Source organism: Embleya sp. NPDC001921 (genome assembly GCF_053594475.1).
This window is the reverse complement of sequence record NZ_JBSFEO010000039.1, coordinates 13,618-36,891: the sequence shown is the minus strand read 5'-3', so window position 1 is coordinate 36,891 and position 23,274 is coordinate 13,618. Positions and strand designations below refer to the sequence as shown.

Here is a 23,274-nt window from a genome sequence, read left to right as displayed (position 1 = left end):
GTTCGGTATTCCCTTCGCTGCGGTTCAGTGGTTCGGGTGCGCGATTAGGTGGGCGCAGGTGACGAGGTCGAGTGCGGCGTGGCCGGTGGAGCTGAAGACGGTCGGGCGTTCGTGGAGTCCGGGGTGCTCGCCGGTCTCCAGGGATTCCAGGTCGATCGCGGTGCGGTGGATCTCGCCGGCCTCGGCGACGGCGGTCTCCACGGATTCGACGATGAGCGCTCCTGCGGCCAGCAGTTCGCGCGGCAGTTCGCGTGAGTGGGGGGTGTGTGCGCCCATGCAGTTGATGTGCACGTGCGGTGGGAGGTCGGTGGCGATCGGCAGCGGGCTCGTCGAGGTCGTAGCGGTGGCGACGACGTCCGCTCCCGAGGTGGCCTCGGCGGCCGAGGCGCGGACGTACGCCGTGGCCCGGCCGGCGGCTCGGATGCGCGCGCACAGGGCCTCGGCGTGCGCGGGGGTGCGGGAGTGCACCCGTACCCGGGTGATCTCCCGTACGGCCGAGACGCCGAGGTACTGCTGCCAGGCCTGGACGCCGGAACCGATGATCGCCAGGTCGGCGCTGTCGCGGGCCGCGCAGTGGTCGGTGACCACGGCGGTGACGGCGGCGCATTTGAGGTTGGTGACGGTCGCGCCGTCGAGGACCGCGAGCAGGTCCCCGGTGCTCGTCGAGAAGACCGGGACCACGGAGGTCACGGTCGGCCCCGGGCCGTTTCCGATGGTGGCGATCTTGGCGATGTACAGGCCGTGGTCGAGGGAGACGGCGGGCATCGACACGAACTTGACGCCGTGTCCCTCGTCGACGACCTGGCGCATCGGCACGGTCATCCGGCCGAGTGCGCCGCCGCGCAGGCCGGCGCGGATCAGGTCGGCCACGGCCAGGACGTCGCCGGTGCGGGTGTCGGGCGGGGCGAGGCTCATCCGAGTCCCGCCAGGGCGTCGACGAGGTCGTCCGCGAACCGCTCGGCCAGTTCCGTGGGCATGTCGCCGCGCAGCATCATCCGCACGCCCGCGTCACCCTGCGCCACGATCGGGAAGAACATCGCGGAGCAGTAGTAGCCGCGCCGGTAGAGGTCGGTGGACAGCCGTACGGCCCGGTCGTTGTCGCCGACGGTGACGAATTTGATGTGTGATCCGGTGCCGCGGACGTCGTGTCCGCGCAGCCGGTCGTCGAAGAGGGCGACGTTGTGGGCCAGTTGCTTTTGGCGTTGGGTCAACTCGGGGCCTCGGTGCACCCGGAGGGCGCCCAGGGAGGTGCCGACCGCGGCCGTGCGCAGGCCCTGCGACCAGGCCAGCGGCCCGGATCGGTAGAGGAAGTCGTAGATGTGGCGTTCGCCGATCATCGCGATGCCGCCGGTGCTGCCGAACGCCTTGGCGATCGAGGCGACGATCACGGTGCGCGCGCCGAGGTCCTCGAACACGGTGCGCGCGTGGCCTTCGCCGCGCGGGCCGACGGCGGACAGCGCGTGCGAGTCGTCGATGTAGACGAACATCCCGTAGCGGTCCTGCAGGGCCTTGATGCCGGCCAGGTCGGCCTGTCCGCCGACCGAGTAGACGCCTTCGCAGACGTAGGCGACGCGCGGGTATCGCCGGCACACGTCCTCGAGGAACTGCGTGTCGTTGTGCGGGCAGGTCAGCACCAGCGTCTCGTCGGCGACGATCGGCTTGAGGAAGTTCATCGAGAAGTGCGCAAACCGGTCGAAGACCACGACGAGGGGCTCGCCGTCGCCGAGGTGCCCGGAGGCCAGCAGCGGCAGGATCGCGGCGCTGAGCACCCCGCAGGACACCGACGGCAGCACGTGGGTGCCGAAGTGTTCGGCGAGTTCCTCCTCGAGTCGGTTCATGATGCCCAGCCGGATGCGGAACTCGCCCATGGACAGGCCGGTGATCCGCTCGTCGGCGAGCGCGGCGCGCCCGGCCTCGATCACCTCGGGGTGGCTGTTGAGTCCCAGGTACGAGCACGAGGACAGGTTGGCGAACTCGTGCCCGGAGTCGATCTCGCGCAGCCGGTTCTGGCCGTCGACGGCCTCGACCACCAGTCCGAGCATGCCGTGCTTCTCGGACAGGCCCCACGCCGCCTCGGCGGCAGGCACCATCTTGCGGTTGTTGCGGAACCGGTGCGGGCCGATGATGTCCTCGCTCATCGGGCCGCCTCGGCCCGCTCGTGCAGCCAGCCGCCGAGCCGGGTGATGGCCTGGCGTGCCTTGCCCAGCCGGGTGTAGTGCAGGTGCCACACGTGCACCATGCCGGGCCAGACCTCCAGGACGCCGGTGGAGCCGGCCCGGCGCAGCGCGGTGGTGAACCGTTCCGCGTCGCTGAGCAGGATCTCCCGGCTGCCCACCTGGATGAGCACCGGCGGCAGTCCGGCCGGGTCCCCGTACAGCGGGGACGCGTAGGGGGTGGTCGGCTCGGCGCCCGCCAGGTAGGAGCCCGTGACGAGCGCGACGATGTGCTTGCTGACCAGGGGGTCGTCGTCCTCCAGGGTGCGGAAGGTTTCGCCGGTGCCGGCCAGGTCGGTCCACGGCGACACGCAGGCCGCCGCGGCGGGCAGCGGCAGTCCGAGGTCGCGGAGTCTGAGCAGTGTCCCCAGGACCAGGCCGCCGCCGGCGGAGTCCCCCGCGAACACCACGTCCCGGGCCGGCACGCCGCTCGCGAGCAGGTTCTGGTACGCGGCGACCGCGTCGTCCAGTGCCGCCGGGTAGGGGTGTTCGGGCGCGCGGCGGTAGTCGACGAAGAACATCCGGCTGTGCGCCGCCCGGGCGATCTCGGAGACGAGTCCGCCGTGGCTGCGCAGCGAGCCGTAGACGTAGCCGCCGCCGTGCAGGTAGATCCCGGTTCGTTCGCCGCGCGCGTTCGGTGGGGTCAACAGCACGCCGCCGTCGCGGTGTTCGACCTTGATGTCGTCGGCGATCGGGGTGCCCCACGCGTCGTAGAAGGGTCGGGCCTCCTCGATCGCCTCGGGCCATTGCTCGGCCGTCAACGCGGCCAGCAGTTCTTGGAGTTCGGCCCTGTCGTGCTCGGACATCACCGGCACGTCGGGTTCGGTCGGTGTGCTCACCGGTCCGTCCCGCCGTCGGCGGCGACCGGGTCGACGCCGCGGTGGTAGCGCTCGCGCGCGGCCTCGTCCGGGACCTGGAGGGTGGGCTCGGGGATCTCGAGGCGGTAGTGCCGGTACCACTTGGCCAGTTCGTCGCTGTCGGCGAACTGGTACTCCAGGTGCCGGATGGGTCGGCGCGAGGGCTTGCCGGGGTCGGCCGGGCGGGGGATGGTGCCGGCGTGCGCGAGGCCGCCGTCCACCTCGTTGAACAGCACGATCATCACCAGGTCGGCGTCCAGGTCGACGTCCACCGCGGTGGCGTGCCCGGCCAGGATGCGGTCGGCGTGTTCCTCCTTGACGGCCACGTTGAAGCTGTGCGGCATGAGCTCGACCAGGTCGGCGGGCGGCACGTCCGCGTCCCGGCAGTAGGCGCGGGTGTCGCACAGGATCGGGATGCCGCCGTCGATGTTGGTGTTGGGTCCGTAGATGTTCGCGATGAAGGGCGTGGCGGCGTCGAAGTGCACGCACTTGGTGGTGAGGAACTCGCGTGCCGTGGTGTGGTCGTCGTTGGGGGTGAAGTGGGTGTTCTTGTTGTAGCCGTCGACGTCCATCCCGGCGATCCGGTCGTAGCCGATCGCGACCGGGGTGAACTTCGCGACCTCCACCCGGGTGCCGAAGGCGCGGAAGAGCGACTCCAGGTAGTCGCGGGCCACCGAGGCGTCCCGTTCGTCGTGGATGTCCAGGCCGTGGCGGGCCAGCGTGCGGTCGAGGCCGTGGCAGACGGCGACGCCGGCACCGCCGGTCACCAGGCGCACCAGTTCCTCGACGAGTTCGTCGTCGGCCCGCTCCAGTCGGCCGTCCACGAGCACGCTCTCGTGCGCCGACACGTCGATGATCGCGTGCTGCGGCAGGATCTTCACTGGGTTCTCCCGATTCGGTGGTGCCGGTGCGGGGCGGGTTCGGCGTCGGCCGCGTACAGCCGGAGCATGCGTCTGGCCCGGAGCACGAACGGCGGGGCCAGCACGCGGTCCTTCTCGACCGCGAAGCCGTAGGGTGTGGCGTCGTAGTCCTCGACCACGCGCCGGTATTCGGCGATCTCGTCCGGGCCGACCTTGAACGTCTGGGCGATCACGTCGACTTGGCGGGGATGGATGGCCGCCTTGCCGGTGAAGCCGGCCTCCCGGGCCGCCTGGCATTGGGCCTGGACCAGTGCCAGGTCGTGCAGTTCGAACGAGTTGGTGTCGATCGCGGGCAGCCGGTACTTGGCCGCCGCGACGCACAGTCGGGCCCGCGCGTGGTCGAGGTAGGACTCGTTGGCGGTGTACATCTCGGCGGTCAGGTCCGCCTGGCCGAAGCACAGGCCATCGCTCTCGGCGGCGATCGCGAAGGCGTTCTCGACGGCGTCGACGGTCTCGATGAAGCTGATCACGCTCGGCGGTTTCGAGGTTTGCGCGAGCAGTGAGCGGTAGATGGCCACGTCGCCCGCTCCGGCGATCTTGGGGATGAAGATGGCGTCGATCACGACGCCGCCGATCATCGCGTCCTGTTCGATCACCGCCTTCATGTCCTCGAGGCCGTCGAGGGTGGCGATGGTGTTCACCCGCAGGCCCAGCGCGGGCAGGCCGGCCCGGGTCAGGTCGGCCGCGGCCAGCATCGCGCGGGCCTCGGCCTTCCTGGCCGGGTGGGTGGAGTCCTCCAGGTCCAGGACGAGCATGTCCGCGTGCATCTTGCCCGGTTCGGCCACCGCCGCGATGCGCAGCGCCGGGGTGTACAGCAGGCTCGCGTGCGGCCTCATCGGGCACTCTCCCGTCCGAACAGCAGGTTCATCTTCCGCAGCGAGAACTCCTCGTAGCGGATCGGCTCGTAGCGCGCGGGGCGGTCGGCGGCGAATTTGGGGAAGCACTCGATGACGGTGTCGTCGTTGGCGAGCTTGAAGAACGCGATGGATTGGCGTCGCCGGTCGGCCAGGCGCACCCGGTGCGGGGTGGAGACGTACTCGTCGTTGGACCAACGGGCCATCAGGTCGCCGATGTTGACGATGAAGCTGTCCCGGTCCCGGACCTCGATGTCCAGCCAGCGGCCCGAGCGGTCGCGGATCTGCAGGCCGGGTCCGTCCTGGGTGAGCAGGGTGATCAGGGTGCCGTCGGTGTGCTCCCCCATGCCCTGGTCGTTGACGAAGTCGGGGTCGGTGCCCGGGTACAGGTGGGAGCGGAGCGAGTCGTTGGAGGTGTCGGTGCGGGTGGCGAAGAAGGTGCGCGGCAGGTCCAGGGCCAACGCCAGCAGTTCGGCGATCCGACCCGAGACCGCTTCGCAGGCCACGAAGTAGCGCTTGAGCGCGGCGCGCAGCGCCGCACCGCACTCGTCGGCGGGGAAGGGCAGTTCCTCGTCGTCGTCCAGGATCAGTCGGCCGACGCTGAACTTCTCCACGTAGTCCGAGGGCATGCCCGGTCTGCCGGTGTAGGCGTAGGCGTTCTCGGACAACAGCGCGCTGTGTCCGTACGGGCTGTAGTCGTTGTCGCCGCGCGCGGTGCCGGTGCGCATCGCGAACTCGCGCTTGGTGTCGAGCGGGAGCCGGAAGAAGCGCAGCGATTCGGTGTAGGCGTCGTCGAAGACCTCGGGGGCGATGCCGTGGCCGCGGGCGATGAAGAATCCGGTGGTCCGGCACGCGTTGGAGATCTCGTCGGCGATCCGCCTTTCGGCGTCGAGGTGTTCGGCGTGCAGGTTGATGACCGGGATCATCGGTCTTCCTTCTGCCGGGGGACGAGGATCGTCCGCTCGAAGTCGATCACGGTCGCGCCGTCCTGGTTGAGGCCGGTGGAGTGCACGGTCACGATGCCCTCGCCGGGTCGGCTCGCGGATTCGCGCTTGGTGAGCACGCGGGTGCGCGCGTAGAGGGTGTCGCCGACGAACACCGGTGCGGTCAGCCGAACCTTGTCCCAGCCGAGGTTGGCCACGCCCTTGGCGCTGATGGTGGCCACCGTCATCCCGTTGACGATCCCGAAGGTGACCAGGCTGGAGACCACCAGGCGGCCGAAAGGGGTCTGTTCGGCGTAGACGGCGTCGATGTGCAGCGGGTGCTGGTTCAGGCACAGCAGCGAGCTCCACACGTTGTCGCTCATGGTGATCGTCCGCCCGGGCCGGTGTTCGACGACCTCGCCGGGGACGAAGTCCTCGTAGACCATGCCGCCGTCCTCCCGGTAGGTCCCGGGGCCGACGGCGATGAAAGAGTTCGTCTTCACCGCTCTCCTTCTTCGATGCCGGCCCGGCGCAGTGCCGACCGGGTCGATCCGAGCGCCGCGTCGGCGGCGGTCGCGGCCAGGCCCAGGCCCCAGAACGTGCGTCCGTGCGCGTCCAGGGCCGTGAAGCAGGCCTTGGCCTCGCGGCTCGCACCCGCGGTGTCGGTGACGAGCACCTGGGTGAACTCGACGCCGTACGCCGCGGCCATGTCGGCGAGCACCTCGTGCTCGTCGGCGTAGGCGCGCGTCGCGGGCGTGTCGTCGACGCAGTAGGTCTCCCGCAGGAGCCGGTGGATCTCCGGCGGGTCGAGTTCGCGGCCGGTGGCGTCGGTGACGTCCTGGACGACGCTCGCGAAGTCGCGCCGCAGTGCGACCGGCAGGTCCAGGCCCCACCCGCTCTTGAGGACGTAGGCGATGCCGCCCTTGCCCGACTGGCTGTTGACCCGGATGACCGCCCGGTAGTCGCGGCCGACGTCCTTGGGGTCGATCGGCAGGTACGGGACCTGCCACGGCGCGTCCCCGGTGTGCCCGCGGGCGCGTTCGGCCTGGGCGGCCAGCCCCTTGGCGATGGCGTCCTGGTGGGTGCCGGAGAACGCGGTGTAGACCAGGTCGCCGGCGTAGGGGTGTCGGGGGTGCACGGGCAGCCGGTTGCAGTCCTCGACGATCTCGCGGACCGCGTCGATGTCGGGGATCTCCAACTCGGGATCGACACCGCGGCTGAACAGGTTGAGCGCGAGCGTCACCAGGCAGACGTTCCCGGTGCGTTCGCCGTTGCCGAAGAGCGTGCCCTCGACCCGGTCGGCCCCGGCCAGCAGGGCCAGTTCGGCCGATGCGACGGCCGTGCCGCGATCGTTGTGCGGATGCACCGACAGGATGATCGCATCGCGTCGATCGAGGTTGCGGTGCATCCACTCCACCTGGTCGGCGAAGAAGTTGGGCCCGTGGGTCTCCACGGTGGTCGGCAGGTTCAGCACGAGCGGCCGGTCGGGCGTGGCGTCGACGACCTCCGCGACCCGGTCGGCGATCTCCAGCGCGAAATCCGGCTCGGTCACGTTGAAGGTCTCCGGCGAGTACTCGAACCGGATGTCCGAGCCGCTCTCGTGCTCCGCCAGGCGCACCATGTGCCGTGCGCCGTCGACGGCCATCCGCAGCACCTCCTGCCGCGACATGCCGAACACCACGTCGCGCCACAGGCACGCGGTCGCGTGGCACAAATGCACGACCGCGCGTTCGGCTCCGCGAATTGCGTCGAAGGTCCGCTCGATGAGTTCGGGACGCGCCGGTGTGAAAACCGACACCGTCACGTCGTCGGGAATCCCTTCTTTGATCACCGTTTCCCGTACGAAGTCGAAATCGTCGACACTGGCCGCCGGATATCCGATCTCGATATCTTTGAAACCCATCGCGACGAGCAGTTCGAACATTCGCTTCTTGCGGCGCAGGTCCATGGGTTCGGCCAGCGCCTGATTTCCGTCCCGGAGATCGACCGAGGCCCACATCGGGGCCCGCTCCAGTACCCGGGTGGGCCACATCCGGGGGAAATCGGCCGCCGGACCCGGCGACTCGCCCCGCGTGTAGCGGTGGAACGGCATCGATGAGGGGCGTTGCGGAAATCCCCGCCTCGGCCCCGGCAAAGAAAATGGCGAGCCCGGCGCACTCACGTCCACGACGACTCCCTCTCACAGTTTTCAGCGCTGCGAAGGTACCGAGCACTCGCACGTCGGGAAATCAGAGGATCCTCTAGAGCGAACCCTGGAATCGGGCCAATTGCCCGCATATTGGCCGATCGGGTGAACTCCGCGGTTGACGTCACCGGTTTCGACCCGGCTAGGATTTCGGCATACCGATCGCCACCGAATTCACCGGCTCCTGCGAAATGGCGGCCCATGGCCAACTCGACCAGTTCGGACAACCACGCGCCGAAGGTGGCCGACCCGGCCGTGCGGACGGGCCGGGTGCTGACGGTGGTCAGCCTGGGCTACGGGATGATCGTGATCGACATCAGCATCGTCAACGTGGCGATCCCGGCGATCCGCTCCAGTCTCGACGCGAGCCTGGCCACGATGCAGCTCGTCGTGGACGCGTACGTGATCGTGTTGGCGAGCCTGGTGCTGGCCGGCGCGGCGGCGGTCGGGCGGTTCGGCGCGGTGTCGATGTTCCGGTTGGGCATCGCGGTGTTCGGGGCGACGTCGGTCTTGTGCGGGATCGCGCCCGACGGGGGCACGCTCGTGGCGATGCGGGCGGCGCAGGGGCTGGGCGCGGTGTTGCTGGTCCCGGCCACGCTGGTGATGCTCACCGAGACCTACCGGGATCCGAACGACCGGGCCAAGGCCGTCGCGGTGTGGGCGATGGTCGCCGGGAGTCCGGTCGCGTTCGGTCCCATTCTGGGCGGCGCCCTGGTCACCGCGATCGGTTGGCGCAGCATCTTCCTCGTCAATGTGCCGATCGTGCTGGTCACGTTGTGGTTGTCGGCCGCGCACATGCCGCGCGAGGATCCGCGGGTGCGGGCCGCCGCGCGCGAACCCCAGGATCTCCCGGGCCAGTTCCTGGCCATCGTGCTGCTCGGGGGCGTCGCGGTGGCGCTCACCGAGGGCCGCGAGCTGGGGTGGACGGCGCCGTTGCCGGTCGCCGCCGCGGTCACCGCGCCGGTCGCGCTCGTCGCGTTCGTGATCAGACAGCGCACGTACGCGTTTCCGATGATCCCGGGCGATCTGTTCCGGGCCCCGGGCTTCCGCGGTTTCGTCACGGTGGGGCTGTTGTTGTTCACCGGCTACTACGGACTGGTGTTCTCCATCAGCGTGTTCCTCCAGCAGGTGCACGGGTACGGTCCGGTCGCCACCGGACTGTGCTTCCTGCCCTCCGCGTTGCCGATCACCTTCATGCCGCTGGTCGCGGGGCGGGTCAACGCGCGACTGGGTCCGCTGCGGGTCCTGGTCGTGGCGATCGGGCTGACCCTGGTCGGCGGTGTGCTGCTGGCCCTGATCGGCGGGGACGCGCCGATCGGCGTCGGTGTCGGACTCACCTTCATCGGCCTCGGTTTCGGTCTCGCGACCGTTCCGCAGATCACCCTGGTCATGGCGTCCGCCCCGGCGCACCGGATGGCGGTCGCGAGCGGTCTGCTCTCGGCGGCCCGGCAGTCCGGAACCATGATCGGCGTCGCGCTGCTCGGCGGCCTCCAGTCCGGTGACGACATCGCCGCGCCGGCGGTCGGGGCGGTCGTGGCCTACCTGTTGATGGGGGTGGCCGCCGGGCTGGGGGGCCGCAGGCTGCCGGCGCACGGCGCGACGTAGCACACATCGCCTTCGCCGCGCGGTCGCGGGAGCGCACGTCGGTTCATCGGAACTCACATCCCGGAGTACTCATGTCCGAACAGCAACCGGATCGCGGCCGTGGCCTCGCCGCCCGGGTCGCCCAACTGCGCGCGAGCGACTTGGAGTTCGCCGGTGCGGCGCCGTCGCCGGATGTCGCCGAGCGGATCCGCCGTGCGGACGGCGACCTGATCGGCACGATCGCGGCCGCCATGAGCGGCTACGCGGAGCGGCCGGCATTCGGACGACGGGCCGAGCGCATCGTCCGAGATCCCGCCACCGGCCGCGACAGCCTCGAACTGCTGCCCGAGTTCCGGATGTCGACCTATGCCGAGGTGTGGCGGCGGGTACGCGTACTCGCCGCCGCCTGGGCGGGCGAGCGCGCCGGCCGCCTGGGCGTCGGCGACTTCGTGGGCCTGCTCGGCTTCACCGGCGTCGACTACGCCACGATCGACCTGGCCTGCATGTACCTGGGCGCGGTGCCGGTCCCGCTGCCGACCGGTTCGCCCGCCGTACGACTGGCGCCGGTCGTCGCCGAGACGCGGCCGCGGATCCTCGCGGCGGACGTCTCTTCGATCGAGGCCGCGGTCGACACCGTCCTGGGCTGCGACTCCATCGAACGCCTGGTCGTCTTCGATCACGACGCCCGCGTGGACGACCATCGCGAGGTGCTCGCCGCCGCCGTCGACAAGCTGACCGGGCGGGCCGCGGTGGTCCCGCTCCGGGACGAGTTGCGCGCCGGTGCCCGGCTGCCGGCGGTGCGACCGTACGAAGACGGCGATCCGGATCGGCTGGTCGGGCTGATCTACACGTCCGGCAGCACCGGCACCCCCAAGGGCGCGATCTACACCGCGTCGATGCTCACCCGGATGTGGCAGACCGGGCGCGGCGGCATGAGCAACGCGGGGGCGAGCGGCGACACTCCGCTGCCGACGATCGTCCTGCACTACATGCCGATGAGCCACGTCAACGGTCGCGCGTGGCTGATCTCCGGCCTCTCCTCCGGCGGAATCGGGTACTTCGCGGCTCGCGCGGACATGTCGACGCTGTTCGACGACATCCGCCTGTCACGCCCCACAGTGCTGAGCCTGGTGCCCCGGATCTGCGACATGGTCCACCAGCGGTACCTCCTCGAGGCCGACCGCCTGCGCCGGAGCACCGCGGGCGCGGGCGTCGAGCGGTCGGCGGCCGAGACGATCGCGCGCGAACGGGTCCGGGACGACCTGCTCGGCGGCCGGATCGTCAGCGCGCTGTGCGGCAGCGCGCCGTTGTCGGCCTCGATGCACGCGTTCATGGCCTCGGTCCTGGGCACGAAGGTCGTCGACTGCTACGGGTCCACGGAGACGACCCGGGCGGTCGTCGTCGATCAGCGGGTGCGCCGGCCACCGGTGATCGACTACAAGTTGGTCGACGTGCCGGAACTGGGCTACTTCGCGACGGACAGGCCGTACCCGCGAGGCGAACTGCGGCTGAAGTCGGTGGGGCTGGTTCCCGGCTACTACCGGCAACCCGAGGTCGACGCCCGCACGTTCGACGAGGACGGCTACTACCGCACGGGCGACGTGTTCGCCGAGACCGCGCCCGACCGTCTGGTCTACGTCGACCGGATCAACAACGTCGTCAAGCTCTCCCAGGGGGAGTTCGTCGCCGTCTCCGCGCTGGAGGCGCTGTACGCCACGAGTCCGCGCATCGCGCAGATCTACGTCTACGGCAGCGCCGAACAGGCTTTCCTGCTCGCGGTGGTCGTCCCCGACCGGGAGCGCACCGACACGAGCGGCGACGACCGGTTGCGGGCCGCGATCCTCGACTCGATGCGCGAACTCGCCCGTGCGGCCGGTCTCCAGCCGTACGAGGTGCCGCACGACGTGATCGTGGAACCACACCCGTTCACGGTCGGGAACGCATTGTTGTCGGGAGCCGGCAAAGTCGTACGGCCCGCCCTCAAGGAGCGTTACGGGGCGCGGCTGGAGCGGTTGTACGCGGATATCGCGGCCGGGCGCGCGGGGCGATTCGCGGCACTGCGGGACGCGGGCGGCGGTGTCGAGCCGTTGGCGGCCGTCCTGGCCGCGGTGCAGATCACCCTCGGCTATCCCTCGTCGCTGGTCCGGCCGGACGCGAACTTCACCGAGTTGGGCGGCGATTCGCTGTCCGCGCACACGTTCTCGACTGCGCTCGAGCAGATCTTCGAGCTGGAGGTCCCGGTCCAGGTGATCCTCGCGCCCACCGCGACGCTGATCGGCGTCGCGGAGTACATCCGGGCGGCGCGCGGGAGTGACGCGACGCGTCCCACGTTCGCGTCGGTGCACGGCCGCGGCGCGGTGCGCGTGGCGGCGAGCGAGTTGACCCTGGACCGGTTCGTGAACGAGCGTGTCCTGGCTCGGATACCGGCCGCTCCGACCGCTCCGACCGCTCCGGCCATTCCGACCGCTCCGGACACCACCGGCCCGGTCCGGAACGTGCTGCTCACCGGGCCGACCGGGTACCTCGGCGGTTTCCTGGCGATCGAGTGGCTGCGCCGTGTGGTGGCAACGGGCGGGCGGCTGACCTGCCTTGCCCGTGCGGGCGACGACGCGGCGGCGCGGCGGCGGGTGCTGACGAGTCTGCGCGCCGCGGCGGCGGACCGCCTCGAGTGGTTCGACACGGTCGCCGCCGGGCACCTGGACGTGCTGGCCGCGGACGTGTCCGCGCCGAGGCTGGGCCTGGAGCGGGCCGCGTGGGAGCGGGTGGCCGCCGAGACGGAGCGGATCGTGCACGCCGCCGCCCTGGTCAACCATGTGCTCCCGTACAGCCGGTTGTTCACGCCGAACGTCGTCGCGACGGCGGAGCTGATCGAACTCGCGCTCACCGGTCCGGTCAAGCGCTTCGCCTTCGTCTCGACCATCGCCGCCGCGATGGAGGCGGACGGGTCGATCCTGGACGAGCGGGTCGACGTCCGCACGGCCGCACCGTCGCGGCGGCTGGACGGCTCCGACGCGAACGGATACGCGACCGGCAAGTGGGCCGCCGAGGTTCTCCTGCGCGACGCGCACGAGCGGACGGGTCTGCCGGTCGTGGTGTTCCGCCCCGACATGATCCTGGCGCACAGTCGACTGCCCGGCCGGTTGAACGTCCCCGACCGGTTCACCCGACTGATCCTCAGCGTCGTCGCCACCGGCATGGCGCCGCGCTCCTTCTACCCACTCGACGAGAACGGCGAACGCCGGCGGGCCCACTACAGCGGCCTGCCGGTCGACTTCACCGCCGAGGCGATCACCACCCTCGCCGCACGTCACCGGGACGGCTACGCCACCTACAACACCGTCAACGCGAACGACGACGGCGTCTCACTCGACGAGATCGTCGACTGGCTCGTCCACGCGGGCCATCCGATCACCCGATTCGCCGACTACGACCAGTGGCACATGCGCTTCGAGTCGGCGATCCGCGGCCTCCCCGACCATCAGCGCCGTTCGTCCCTGCTTCCCCTCCTTGCGGCCTACGCCCGCCCGGCCACCCCGCGACCCCCCACCACGATCCCCACCACCCGCTTCACCGAAGCGGTGGCCGACCTGCCCGTCGCCGACGGCCGAATCCCCTCGATCACCCCGAAGTTCATCACCAAATACCTCACCGACCTCACCGAACTCGGTTTGCTCCCGGGCTGACCCGGACGAGCGCGGCTCCGGGGACCGCCCGTGGGCCGCAGATACCAGAGGCGGCGGGGGCCGAACCAGCGGTGCGGGATCGCGATGTCGTCGCGGCCTGCCGCCGCGTGTACGCCGGCACCGCAGCCCGGCTGCTGGCGGGCGGGTCGGCCGACGACGTGGTCGAGGACCACAGGACGCGCCTGAACGACGCCTTCGACGCCTTGGCACCAGCCCTGGAGGCGTGAACCCGCCCGGGCGACGCGGCGTCACCGGCACCGGCACCGCGGGCCACCGACACGACTCCGCCGACCTCTCCCGCAAGGGTGAGGTCGGCGGAGTCGGGGTTCGCGGCCCGGGGCTCGACCCGGCTACGGCGTGGCGGGCTTGCCGGCGGTGAAGAGCCAGGTGGTGAAGAGCGAGTCGAGGTTCTTGCCGGAGATCCGCTTGCTCAGGGCGATGAACTGGCGGGTGTCGCCGTGGCCGTAACGGCGGTCCGTGGCCCAGGTCTTCAGGATGGTGAAGAAGGCCTTGTCGCCGACGGTCTGGCGGAGCTTCTCCAGGACCATGGCGCCGCGCTCGTACGGCGGCTTGGCGAAGATGTGCCCGCCGTCGCCCGGGTCGGCGGCCGGGAAGGACCACAACGCGTCGGTGGCCGGCAGGGCGTAGTCGGCGGCGAACTGCTGGGCGGTGCTGAGGCCGCCGTGCTCGGCGTCCCAGAGCCACTCGGCGTAGGTGGCGAAGCCCTCGTTCAGCCAGATGTCCTGCCACTTGGTGAGCGATACCGAGTTGCCGAACCACTGGTGTGCCGTCTCGTGCACGAGCGTGCCGATGCTGGGCGCCCGGTCGTAGATCGGCCTGGTCTGGGTCTCCAGCGCGTAACCGACGTCGGGCGCGTCCTCGACGATGGCGCCGGCCGCCTCGAACGGGTATCGGCCGAACAGCTTGGTCCCCCATTCGATCACGGCGGGGAGTTGGTCCAGGACCGGCTTGGCCGCCGCGGCCTGGCTCGGCACGACGGCGTTGTAGACCGGCAGGCCGGTCGCGGTCACGTACTGCTCGACCTGGAACCTGCCGATGCTCGCGGTGGCCAGGTAGGCGGCCATCGGCTTGGCCTCGCGCCAGGAGAAGGTGGTCTTGCCGGCCCGGTGCCGCTGATCGCGAAGACGCCCGTTGGACACGGCGGTCCAGCCGTCGGGAACGGTCACCTCGACGTCGTAGGTGGACTTGTCGGTCGGGTGGCTGTTGCTCGGGAACCAGGTCATCGCGCCCTGCGGTTCACTGGCCACGAAGACCGAGTCGTCCGGCTGGATGATCCAACCGTCGGGCGAGCCGTCCGGGTCGTACACGTGCGCCGGTACGCCCGAGTAGCCGATGACCACGGTGAACCTGCGGCCCTTGTCCAGCGTTCGGGCCGGGGTGATGGTGAGTTCGGTGCCGTTGCGGCTGAAGCCGGCCCGCCTGCCGTCGACCCGGACGCTGTCCACGTTCAGGCCGGAAAGGTCGAGGTTGAAGGAGCTCAGCCGCTGGGTCGCCGTGACGGCGAGTTCGGCGGTGGCCTCCAGGCGTCTGGTCGTGGGGGTGTAGTCGAGGTCGAGATCGTAGTGGGCGACGTCGACCCCGCCGTTGCCGGACAGCGGGAAGTACGGGTCGCCCGCGCCCGGGGCACCGGGCGTGGCGGCACCTCCCGAGGTGGCGGCACCGACCAGGAGCGCGGCGAGTACGGGGGTCGCGACGAGCGCGAGGGCGGGACGAGCGAACTTCGATGCCAAGGCGTGGGCCTCCTGTGTCGTGGCTGAATTCCGGGCCGACGGCGAATCCGGCGGGCGCACGATCCTCGCGTCGCCGGGTCCGCGCGCCGGTCTTCGCGCGTCGACCGTCGACCCGGCCATGGCGCGACGCGACACACGAATCCGACCCGGCGAAGGGTCGGACAAGGGACGAGTCGGACGAAGGATGACAAGAACGTACGGAGGGAGGTGACCGGGGACGTGACCAGGGACGTGAGTGCCGACGGACGTACCGAAGCGGGACGAAGGAACGGAGCGGGAACGAGCCGGGCGGGTCGAGGCACGCGGCGAAGCGCTTCGCGCCGGCCATCACTCTACGGTCGAACTCCCGGGCGATGAACCTGCTGCGGGCAATCATCCGAATGAAGATCATCGCGCGTGCCGGCCGAGGTCGGGACGGAGTCTTCGTCGATGTCCGAAACTGTACGACCCATGTCGTTTCAGCCGCTGGTAGCGCCCGTACCGCTCGGACATGATGATCGAGCGCTCCTTCCCACCAGGGAAATTCCGCTCGGGAACCTCCGGACGGATCCGGCGGATTCAGAAAGAGAAACGATGACCGACAACGTCTCGAACACGCCGTCCGCCGAGACCTCGAACACCGCTTCGGCCCGCCCGGTCGCCGTCTACGGTGCCTACGGGCACACCGCGCGCTTCGTGGTGGCGGAGTTGATCGGCCGAGGCCGGGCCGTGGTGCTCGTCGGTCGCAGCGCCGGAAAGCTCCGGGAGGTCGGCGACCGTTACCCGAACGCGCCGGTGCGGGTCGCCGCCGCCGACGATGCCGAGGCGCTGGACCGCGCGTTCGCCGGCGTCGGGGCCGTGATCAACTGCGCCGGTCCGTTCTCGAGCACCTCGCTGCCGGTCGCCGACGCGGCCGCCCGCGCGGGTGCGCACTACCTGGACGTGGCGGCCGAACAGGCGGCCTCGGCCTCCCTCTTCGACACCCGCTCCGACCGGTTCCGCGCGGCGGGCCTGGTCCTCGCGCCGTCCGTGGCCTTCTACGGTGGTCTCGGTGACCTCCTGGCCACCGCCGCGATGGGCGACTGGTCGGAGGCGGACGAGATCACCATCGCCTTCGCCCTGGACAGTTGGCTGCCGACCCAGGGCACCCGGCTCACCGGCGAGAGCAACGCGGGACACCACCTCGTCTACACCCGGGGCCGGTTGAGCCCGTTCTCGTACTCCACCGAGGTCTCCGACTGGGAGTTCCCGGCGCCGTTCGGGAAGCAGCGGACCAACGAGTTCGCCACGGCCGACCAGGTCACCATCCCGCGGCACCTGCGCACCGCGGAGGTGCGCGCCGTGATGAACCTCGCGCCGCTGGAGGACATCCGCCACCCGGCCACGCCGGAGCCCTCCGCCACCGACGACCGGGGCCGCTCCGCACAGACCTACCTCGTCGAGGCGGTCGTGCGCCGCGGCGACCGCGAGCGGCGCGCCGTGGTGGCCGGGAACGACATCTACGCGGTGACCGCGCCGATCGTGGTGGAGGCCACCGAACGTGTCCTCGCCGGGCGGCACACCGGCACCGGCGCGCTCGCCGCCGGCGAGGCGTTCCCCGCCGCCGACTTCCTGCGCGCGCTCACCCCGGAGCACCTGACCCGCTTCGAGGTCTTCGCCGAGACCGGCGTGCGCTGACCTGGTCGCGGCGGGACGACCGCCGCCGGGCGTTCTCCGGAGGTTCATCCATGGGCCACGGGTTCATCCTGGCGGGGGGTCGGCCGATGCGGGTTGACTCGGCGTGCTCGCACGATCGGTGCTCCCGCGCGGTCCCGCCGCGTCCGGACGCAGAGAACAGGAGATGGCGTTGCGACGTATCCTTCCCGCGCTCGGTGTGGCCGGCGTGCTGCTGGCGACCCTGGTCGCGGTACCCGCCGCCGCGGCCCAGGACGACACGTCCCGCGCCTCGTCGCGGCCCTCGGCCGACCCGATCGTGATCGGGCATCGGGGTGCCAGCGGCTACCGCCCCGAGCACACCCTGGAGAGCTACCGCCTCGCGATCCGGATGGGCGCCGACTACATCGAGCCCGACCTGGTCTCGACCAAGGACGGCGTACTGGTCGCCCGGCACGAGAACGAGATCTCCGGCACCACCGACATCGCCGCGCACCCGGAGTTCGCCGGGCGCAAGACCACCAAGACCATCGACGGGATACCGGTCACCGGCTGGTTCACCGAGGACCTCACCCTCGCCGAGCTCAAGACGCTGCGGGCGAAGGAGCGGCTGCCGCAGGTCCGGCCCACCAACACCACGTTCGACGGCAGGTTCGAGGTGCCCACCCTCCAGGAGGTGCTGGACCTGGCCCGGACCGAGGGCCGTCGGGTGCACCGCACGATCGGGGTGTACCCGGAGACCAAGCACCCGACCTACTTCCAGTCGATCGGGCTGTCGTTGGAGGAGCCGCTGGTGCGGACCCTGCGCGACAACCGGCTCACCGGGCGCAAGGACAAGGTGTTCATCCAGTCCTTCGAGACCGCGAACCTGCGCAAGCTGAACCGGATGATCGACGTCCGGCTGGTGCAGCTGCTCGACGCGAGCGGTCGGCCCTACGACCTGGTGGTGGCCAACGACCCGCGCACCTACCAGGACTTGGTCAAGCCGGAGAACCTGAAGTGGATCCACACCTACGCGGACGGCATCGGCACCAACAAGAACCTGCTCGTTCCGCGTGACGCGACGGGCAAGCTGCTCGCGCCGACCTCGGTGATCCGCGACGCGCACCGCGCCGGACTGATCGTGCACGCCTGGACGTTCCGCGCGGAGAACCAGTTCCTGCCGCTGGACTTCCGCCTCGGTGCCGACCCGAACGCGCGCGGCGACATCACCGCCGAGTACGAACTCTTCTACGGCCTGGGCCTGGACGGCGTCTTCACCGACCACCCCGACACCGCGGTCGCGGCCCGCGCGGGGCTGCCCGACTAGGCAGGTCCCGGATCCGCCCGGCGCGATCGCCGGGTGGTGACCGGCACGGTCGCCGCACAGCGGCGGGCACGATCGCCGGATTGCGCCGGCACGAGCACCGCGTACCGGCAGGCACGATCGCCACGTTCGACGCGCGGGGCCCCGCCCCGTCCACCCGGCGGCGCGGGGCCCCGCGTACGCCCGGGCGAGTGGTTGCCCGACCGGCTGCCGGGCGGACCGCGTCGCCTCGTCGACCGGCTGCCCGCCGAGTGCCCGCGCCTACTTGGGGTCGGCCGGCAGCCGGGGCAGCGCGCTGAGCAGTTCCCGGGTGTAGGGGTGTTGTGGGCGCTCGAAGAGCTCGTCGACCGGGCCGGCCTCGACCACCCGCCCGGCCTGCATGACGATCACGTGATCGCTGGTGTGGTGGATCACGCCGAGATCGTGCGAGATGAACAGCAGGGCCACGCCCAGGCGTTCGCGAAGGTCGGCGAACAGGTCCAGGATCTGCGCCTGGATCGACACGTCGAGCGCGGAGACCGGCTCGTCGCAGACCACGATCTCCGGCTCGGGTGCCAACGCCCGGGCGATGGCGACGCGTTGGCGTTGGCCGCCGGAGAGTTCCCGTGGGCGGCGGGTCAGCACCGTTTCGTCCAGACCGACCAGGCGCAGGAGTTCGACGACGCGATCCCGGGCGGCCCGGGTCGCCCGGCGGGTGAACGCGCCCAAAGCCTCGCCGACGATGCGCTCCACCGTCCAGCGCGGGTCGAACGAGCCCAGCGGGTCCTGCTGCACGTGCTGGATGTGCCGGCGCAGGTCTCGGCGCTCGGATTCGGGTCGGTCGGACCACCGTCGGCCGAGCAGGTCGATCTCGCCCGCGTCGGGCGCCAGCAGACCCAGCACCAACTGTGCGACGGTGGTCTTGCCCGAGCCGGACTCGCCGAGCACACCCAGCGATTGCCCGGCCCGCAGCGTGAACGAGACGTCCTGGACGGCGGGGCGCTCCACCCGGTCGGGTCCCCGGTAGCTCTTGCTGACGCCGCGTACGTCCAACACCACGTCGTCGGTGCCCCGTTCGCGCGCGGTCGTCGGCTCGGCGACGATCCGCACGGCCTCGGACCGCGGCCACGGCTCGGCGGTGTGCCGGCAGCGCGCGGTGTGCCCGGCGGCGAGTTCGACGCGCGGGGGCGGCTCGGTCCGGCAGCGGTCGGTGACCAGCGGGCAGCGGGCCGCGTACGCGCAGGCGTCCTCGCCCCCAAGCCCCCGAGCACCGGCGAGGCCCGAAACGGCCGTGGTATCCGGGGAGGAGTCCGTGGAGGAGTCCGAGCCGGCCGGGGAATCCGAGGTGGTGGAGGAGCCCGAGCCCGCCGAAGCCGCCGCTCCCGGCAGTGACAGCCGGGTCCGTCGTGCGTGCGCCGACGGCACCGCCGCGAGCAGCGCCCGCGTGTACGGATGGGCGGGCGCGCGCAGCAGGTCCTCGACGGTCCCCTCCTCCACGAACCTCCCCCGGTACATCACCGCGACCCGGTCGGCCAGTCGCGCCACCACCGACAGGTCGTGGCTGATCAGCAGGATCGCGGTGCCCGCCGCCTTCTTCGCGGCGAGCAGGTCCAGGATCCGGGCCTGCACGGTGACGTCGAGCGCCGTGGTGGGCTCGTCCGCGATCAGCACCGAGGGCTCGGCGGCCAGCGCCGAGGCGATCAGGGCGCGTTGGCGCAGACCGCCGGAGAGCTGGTGCGGGTATTGCCGGGCGCGCAGCTCGGGTTCGGGCACCCGGGCCTCGTCGAGCAGGGCGACGGCCCGAGCCGCGCGTGCGCGGGCCGGCACGATCCGGTGGTTGGCGAGGGTCTCGGCGATCTCCGCGCCCACCCGGCGCAGCGGGTCCAGGGAGACCAGCGCGTCCTGGAGCACGAAGCCGACCCGGCGACCGCGGATCGCCCGCCACCGGCGGTTGTCCAGGCCGGTGAGGTCCTCGCCGTCGAGTTCGAGGCGATCCGCCCGTACGCTCGATCGCGCGCCGGCCAGACCGACCAGCGAGCGGGCGGTGACGCTCTTGCCGGAGCCCGACTCGCCGACGATGGCCAGGCATTCGCCGGCGCCGAGCGTGAGGCTCACCCCGCGCACCGCGTGGATCCGGTCCCGTCCGCTGCCGAAGGCGACGTCGAGTCGCTCGACGACGAGCGTGGGTTCGTCCGGGGCCGCCGGGGTCGCGGTGTCGACCGCCGCGGCGGTCGAGGTCGCTCTCGTGTCACTGGCCGGCATCGACGCGCCGCCCTTCGAATCGACGTTGCAGGGTGCGGCCCACCACGTTGACCGCGACCACGGTCACGGTCACCGCCAGGCCCGGGAAGACCGCCGGGGCCCAGGCGATCTCCAGCAGGTCCCGGGATTGGGCGAGCATCGCGCCCCATTCGGCCGTGGGCGCCTGCGGCCCCAGGCCCAGGAAGCTCAACGAGGAGCCGGCGATGATCGCGGTGCCGATGTTGACCGTGGCGAAGACCAGCAGGGGCGGCAGCGCGTTGGGCAGGATGTGGCCGAGGAAGATGCCGCCGCGCCGGCGGCCGAAGGTGATCGCGGCGCGCACGTAGTCCGACTCGCGCACCACCAGCGCCTGGCCTCGGGAGAGCCGGACGAACCCGGGTGTGGCGGCGATCCCGATGGCCAGGGTCGCGTTGCCGGTCCCGGGGCCGAGCACCGAGACCACGATCAGCGCGAGCAGCAGGCCGGGGAAGGCCAGCAGGATGTCGGTCACGCGCATGATCGTCTCGTCCAGCACCCGGCTGCCGGTCGCCGCCAGCACGCCCAGCAGGGCGCCGGCCACGACCGCGACCAGAGTGGAGCCGAGACCGATCAGCAGCGACGGGCGGGCGCCGTGCACGACCCGGCTGAATACGTCGCGGCCGAGTTGGTCGGTGCCGAACAGGTGTTGCGCGCTGGGGCCCTGCAACCCGTGTACCGGGTCGACGGCGTTCGGCGGGTCGGTCGCGAACAGGCCCGGCCACAGTGCCGCGAGCACGATCAGCGCCAGGACCACCCAGGCCACCGCGACTCCGGGGCGCAGCAGGCGGACCCAGTCGCGGGTCCGGGCCCGGGCGCCGACTCGGCCGTCGGCGGCGGTGGGGCCGGCGAAGGCGCCGACGTCGACGGCGGTCATCGCGGGATCCGTTCCGCGCCGACCGGCACCGGCGCGCGCCGGGTGCCCGGTTCGCCGTCGACCGCCGGCGACGCGAGCGCGGCGCCCAGGCCGCCGTCCGCCGGGGTGTGTACCCGGCCGCGCGCGAGCACGAGTCGGACGGTGCGCAGTACGGCGAGGTCCTCGCGCGGGTCGCCGGTCACCACGATCAGGTCCGCGTCCAGGCCCGGGGCCAGCCGGCCGGTGCGCTCTGCCAGACCGAGCGCCTCGGCGGCGATCACGGTGGCGCTCTCCAGCGCGGCCGTGGTCGGGATGCCGGCGCGCGCGAACCATTCCAGGCCGTCGATGTAGCGCTCGAACGGGACGCCCGGGGTGCCCGCGTCCGTGCCGGCGATCAGTCGCACGCCGTTCTCGTACTGGTGGCGGGCCACCTCCAGCCACGGGCGCATGCGTTCGTCGCCGATCCGCGCGGCGGTCTCGCTCATGGTGATGCTCCAGGTCGGGCACACGAAGGCGCCGCTCGCGGCGATCGTGGCGATCAACGCGTCCCGCGCCGCGGGTTCGATCACCGGGCCGGCGGGCGTGCCGAACGAACAGTGCTCCAGGGTGCGCACACCGGCCGTGATGGACGCCTCGATCGCGTCCGCGCCCAGCACGTGCGCGGCCACCGGTCGGCCGAACCTGCGGGCCTCCTCGACGGCGGCGGCGATCTCCTCGTCGGTCAGTTGGCGGTGCCAACCACGCGGGCCGCCGGGGGTCAGCCGGCTGCCGTTGACCAGGAGCTTGATCACGTCGACGCCGGCGCGCAGGTTGCGCCGCACCGCCGCGCGGATCTCGGGTACGCCGTCCGCCTCGCCGCCGAGGAACCAGAAGTGGCCGCCGGTGACCGTGATCGGCACGCCGGCGGTGAGGATCCGCGGGCCGGGCAGGTCGCCGGCGGCAACCGCGTCGCGCAGGCAGCCGGCCAGGTTGCCCCGGCCGCCGAGGTCGCGCACGGTGGTGACGCCGATGTCCAGCAGGCGCCGCGCGTGCCCGGCCATCGCCAACAGCAGTTCGCCGTCGCCGGCCTTGCCGATCGCCGACGCCTGCGCCGCGGTGGGGTCCAGGCTGAGGTGCACGTGCGTGTCGATCAGCCCGGGCAGGATGGTCCCGCCCGGGAACCGGTGGTGCGGCGTGCCGGGTTCGGCGCGTGCCAGGACGTCCGCGCGCGGGCCGAGGTCGGCGATCACGTCGTCGCGGACCAGCACCGCGCCGTCGGCGATCGCCTCTCCCCCGGGTCCGGCCAGGAGCAGATCGGCGCTGAGGATCCTCGTGGTCACCAGCTCGCCTCTTTCAGTCGGGGGTCCACGACCCGGTACAGCCAGTCGACGGCCAGGTTGATGACGGTGAACAGCAGCGCGGAGACGACCACGATCCCGGTGACCACGTTCAGGTCCCGCGAGGAGATGGCGGTCGCCAGGGTGCGGCCGATGCCCTGCCGGCTGAACACGCTCTCCACCACCACGGCGCCGCCCAGGAGCGCGCCGACCACCCAGCCGGAGAGGGTGATCATCGCGACCATCGCGTGGCGCAGCGCGTGCCGCAGGCGCACCGTGGTCTCACCGGTGCCGCGGGCCCGGGAACTGGTCACGAACGGTTCCTCCAGGGCCCGTTCGAGTCCTTCGCGGAGCACCTGGGTGAACACCCCGACCATGCTCAGGCTGAGCGTGACCGCCGGCAGCACCAGACCGCGCAGGCTCGTTCCTCCGGTGGCCGGGAACAGCCGCAGGTGGAAGGAGAACACGGTGAGCAGCAGTACGCCGACCCAGAAGCTCGGGCTGGAGGTGAGGATCAGCTCGATGCCGGAGGACAACCGGCGCAGTGCCGGTCGGCGGCCCGCCGTGGCCACCGCCAGCAGCAGTGCGATCACGATCGCGATCAGGAAGCCGGCCAGGGCCAGTTGCACGGTGGGCCACAACTGACTGCCGATGATGTCCGAGACCGAGTCGTTGAGTTGGTAGGAGGTGCCCAGGTCGCCGTGCAGGAGTCGGTTCAGGAAGTTGCCGTACTGCTGGATCAGCGGACGGTCCAGGTCCATGTCGGCGCGGATCTGCGCGACCGCCTCGGGGGTGGGCGTGGTGCCGCCGAGCATCACCCGCACCGGGTCGCCCGGGGTCATGTGCATCGCGCCGAAGGCGAGCGTGGCCGCTCCCAGCAGGACCAGTACGGCGAGCAGCACGCGGCGGATCAGCCATCGCAGGGTGGTCGAACGCAT

Annotated in this window: 18 protein-coding genes; 5 read left to right on the top strand and 13 right to left on the bottom strand. The window is 71.4% G+C overall.

Annotation, left to right across the window (positions count from 1 at the left end; genetic code table 11):
* Positions 1-24: 24 nt before the first annotated feature.
* Genes ACWCPW_RS36215 through ACWCPW_RS36180 form a run of 8 tightly spaced genes read right to left on the bottom strand, consistent with a single transcriptional unit; the run spans position 25 to position 7,859 of the window.
* Positions 25-915 carry an ornithine cyclodeaminase family protein gene (locus ACWCPW_RS36215; RefSeq protein WP_449765817.1) on the bottom strand — a complete coding sequence of 297 codons (891 nt, stop codon included), beginning with the start codon at positions 913-915 and terminating at the stop codon, positions 25-27.
* The gene (locus ACWCPW_RS36210; protein ID WP_449765816.1) at positions 912-2,138 is read right to left on the bottom strand and encodes an aminotransferase class I/II-fold pyridoxal phosphate-dependent enzyme; all 1,227 of its coding nucleotides are present in this window, start codon (positions 2,136-2,138) and stop codon (positions 912-914) included. The genes ACWCPW_RS36215 and ACWCPW_RS36210 overlap by 4 nt, the downstream gene beginning before the upstream one ends.
* Complete coding sequence (locus ACWCPW_RS36205; RefSeq protein WP_449765815.1) at positions 2,135-3,052, bottom strand: alpha/beta hydrolase; 918 nt, start codon at positions 3,050-3,052, stop codon at positions 2,135-2,137. Before ACWCPW_RS36205 ends, ACWCPW_RS36210 begins: the two co-directional genes overlap by 4 nt.
* Complete coding sequence (locus ACWCPW_RS36200; RefSeq protein ID WP_449765814.1) at positions 3,049-3,951, bottom strand: hypothetical protein; 903 nt, start codon at positions 3,949-3,951, stop codon at positions 3,049-3,051. The genes ACWCPW_RS36205 and ACWCPW_RS36200 overlap by 4 nt, the downstream gene beginning before the upstream one ends.
* Positions 3,948-4,826, bottom strand: coding sequence for an HpcH/HpaI aldolase/citrate lyase family protein (locus ACWCPW_RS36195; RefSeq protein ID WP_449765813.1), 879 nt, complete (start codon positions 4,824-4,826; stop codon positions 3,948-3,950). The genes ACWCPW_RS36200 and ACWCPW_RS36195 overlap by 4 nt, the downstream gene beginning before the upstream one ends.
* Positions 4,823-5,770: an isopenicillin N synthase family dioxygenase gene (locus tag ACWCPW_RS36190; RefSeq protein ID WP_449765812.1), complete on the bottom strand. Its 948-nt coding sequence runs from the start codon at positions 5,768-5,770 to the stop codon at positions 4,823-4,825. The genes ACWCPW_RS36195 and ACWCPW_RS36190 overlap by 4 nt, the downstream gene beginning before the upstream one ends.
* Positions 5,767-6,213 carry a MaoC family dehydratase gene (locus tag ACWCPW_RS36185; protein ID WP_449765879.1) on the bottom strand — a complete coding sequence of 149 codons (447 nt, stop codon included), beginning with the start codon at positions 6,211-6,213 and terminating at the stop codon, positions 5,767-5,769. The genes ACWCPW_RS36190 and ACWCPW_RS36185 overlap by 4 nt, the downstream gene beginning before the upstream one ends.
* 53 nt (positions 6,214-6,266) lie before the next feature.
* The gene (locus ACWCPW_RS36180) at positions 6,267-7,859 is read right to left on the bottom strand and encodes a 2-isopropylmalate synthase (RefSeq protein ID WP_449765811.1); all 1,593 of its coding nucleotides are present in this window, start codon (positions 7,857-7,859) and stop codon (positions 6,267-6,269) included.
* A 294-nt stretch (positions 7,860-8,153) separates the two neighbouring features.
* On the opposite strand from ACWCPW_RS36180, the gene ACWCPW_RS36175 reads away from it, so the two are divergent.
* From ACWCPW_RS36175 to ACWCPW_RS36165, 3 genes are all read left to right on the top strand, one after another.
* Positions 8,154-9,557, top strand: a complete 1,404-nt coding sequence (locus ACWCPW_RS36175; RefSeq protein WP_449765810.1) for an MFS transporter — start codon at positions 8,154-8,156, stop codon at positions 9,555-9,557.
* Positions 9,558-9,628: 71 nt separating this feature from the next.
* Positions 9,629-13,219, top strand: a complete 3,591-nt coding sequence (gene car, locus ACWCPW_RS36170; protein WP_449765809.1) for a carboxylic acid reductase — start codon at positions 9,629-9,631, stop codon at positions 13,217-13,219.
* Positions 13,220-13,290: 71 nt separating this feature from the next.
* A complete protein-coding gene (locus tag ACWCPW_RS36165) occupies positions 13,291-13,446 on the top strand; it encodes a hypothetical protein (protein ID WP_449765808.1) in 156 nt (51 codons plus the stop codon).
* A 123-nt stretch (positions 13,447-13,569) separates the two neighbouring features.
* On the opposite strand, the gene ACWCPW_RS36160 is transcribed toward ACWCPW_RS36165, so the two are convergent.
* A complete protein-coding gene (locus tag ACWCPW_RS36160) occupies positions 13,570-14,970 on the bottom strand; it encodes a M1 family metallopeptidase (RefSeq protein ID WP_449765807.1) in 1,401 nt (466 codons plus the stop codon).
* Between the two features lie 573 nt (positions 14,971-15,543).
* Between ACWCPW_RS36160 and ACWCPW_RS36155 the strand changes: the two genes are divergently transcribed.
* Complete coding sequence (locus ACWCPW_RS36155; RefSeq protein WP_449765806.1) at positions 15,544-16,626, top strand: saccharopine dehydrogenase NADP-binding domain-containing protein; 1,083 nt, start codon at positions 15,544-15,546, stop codon at positions 16,624-16,626.
* Between the two features lie 163 nt (positions 16,627-16,789).
* Positions 16,790-17,911 carry a glycerophosphodiester phosphodiesterase gene (locus ACWCPW_RS36150; RefSeq protein ID WP_449765805.1) on the top strand — a complete coding sequence of 374 codons (1,122 nt, stop codon included), beginning with the start codon at positions 16,790-16,792 and terminating at the stop codon, positions 17,909-17,911.
* Between the two features lie 258 nt (positions 17,912-18,169).
* On the opposite strand, the gene ACWCPW_RS36145 is transcribed toward ACWCPW_RS36150, so the two are convergent.
* The 4 genes from ACWCPW_RS36145 to ACWCPW_RS36130 are packed head-to-tail and all read right to left on the bottom strand — an operon-like array spanning position 18,170 to position 23,274.
* Positions 18,170-20,149, bottom strand: a complete 1,980-nt coding sequence (locus ACWCPW_RS36145) for a dipeptide ABC transporter ATP-binding protein (protein ID WP_449765804.1) — start codon at positions 20,147-20,149, stop codon at positions 18,170-18,172.
* On the bottom strand, positions 20,136-21,041 hold the full coding sequence (locus ACWCPW_RS36140; RefSeq protein ID WP_449765803.1) for an ABC transporter permease: 906 nt from the start codon (positions 21,039-21,041) through the stop codon (positions 20,136-20,138). Before ACWCPW_RS36140 ends, ACWCPW_RS36145 begins: the two co-directional genes overlap by 14 nt.
* Positions 21,038-22,339 carry an amidohydrolase family protein gene (locus tag ACWCPW_RS36135; protein WP_449765802.1) on the bottom strand — a complete coding sequence of 434 codons (1,302 nt, stop codon included), beginning with the start codon at positions 22,337-22,339 and terminating at the stop codon, positions 21,038-21,040. The genes ACWCPW_RS36140 and ACWCPW_RS36135 overlap by 4 nt, the downstream gene beginning before the upstream one ends.
* On the bottom strand, positions 22,336-23,274 hold the full coding sequence (locus ACWCPW_RS36130) for an ABC transporter permease (RefSeq protein WP_449765801.1): 939 nt from the start codon (positions 23,272-23,274) through the stop codon (positions 22,336-22,338). The genes ACWCPW_RS36135 and ACWCPW_RS36130 overlap by 4 nt, the downstream gene beginning before the upstream one ends.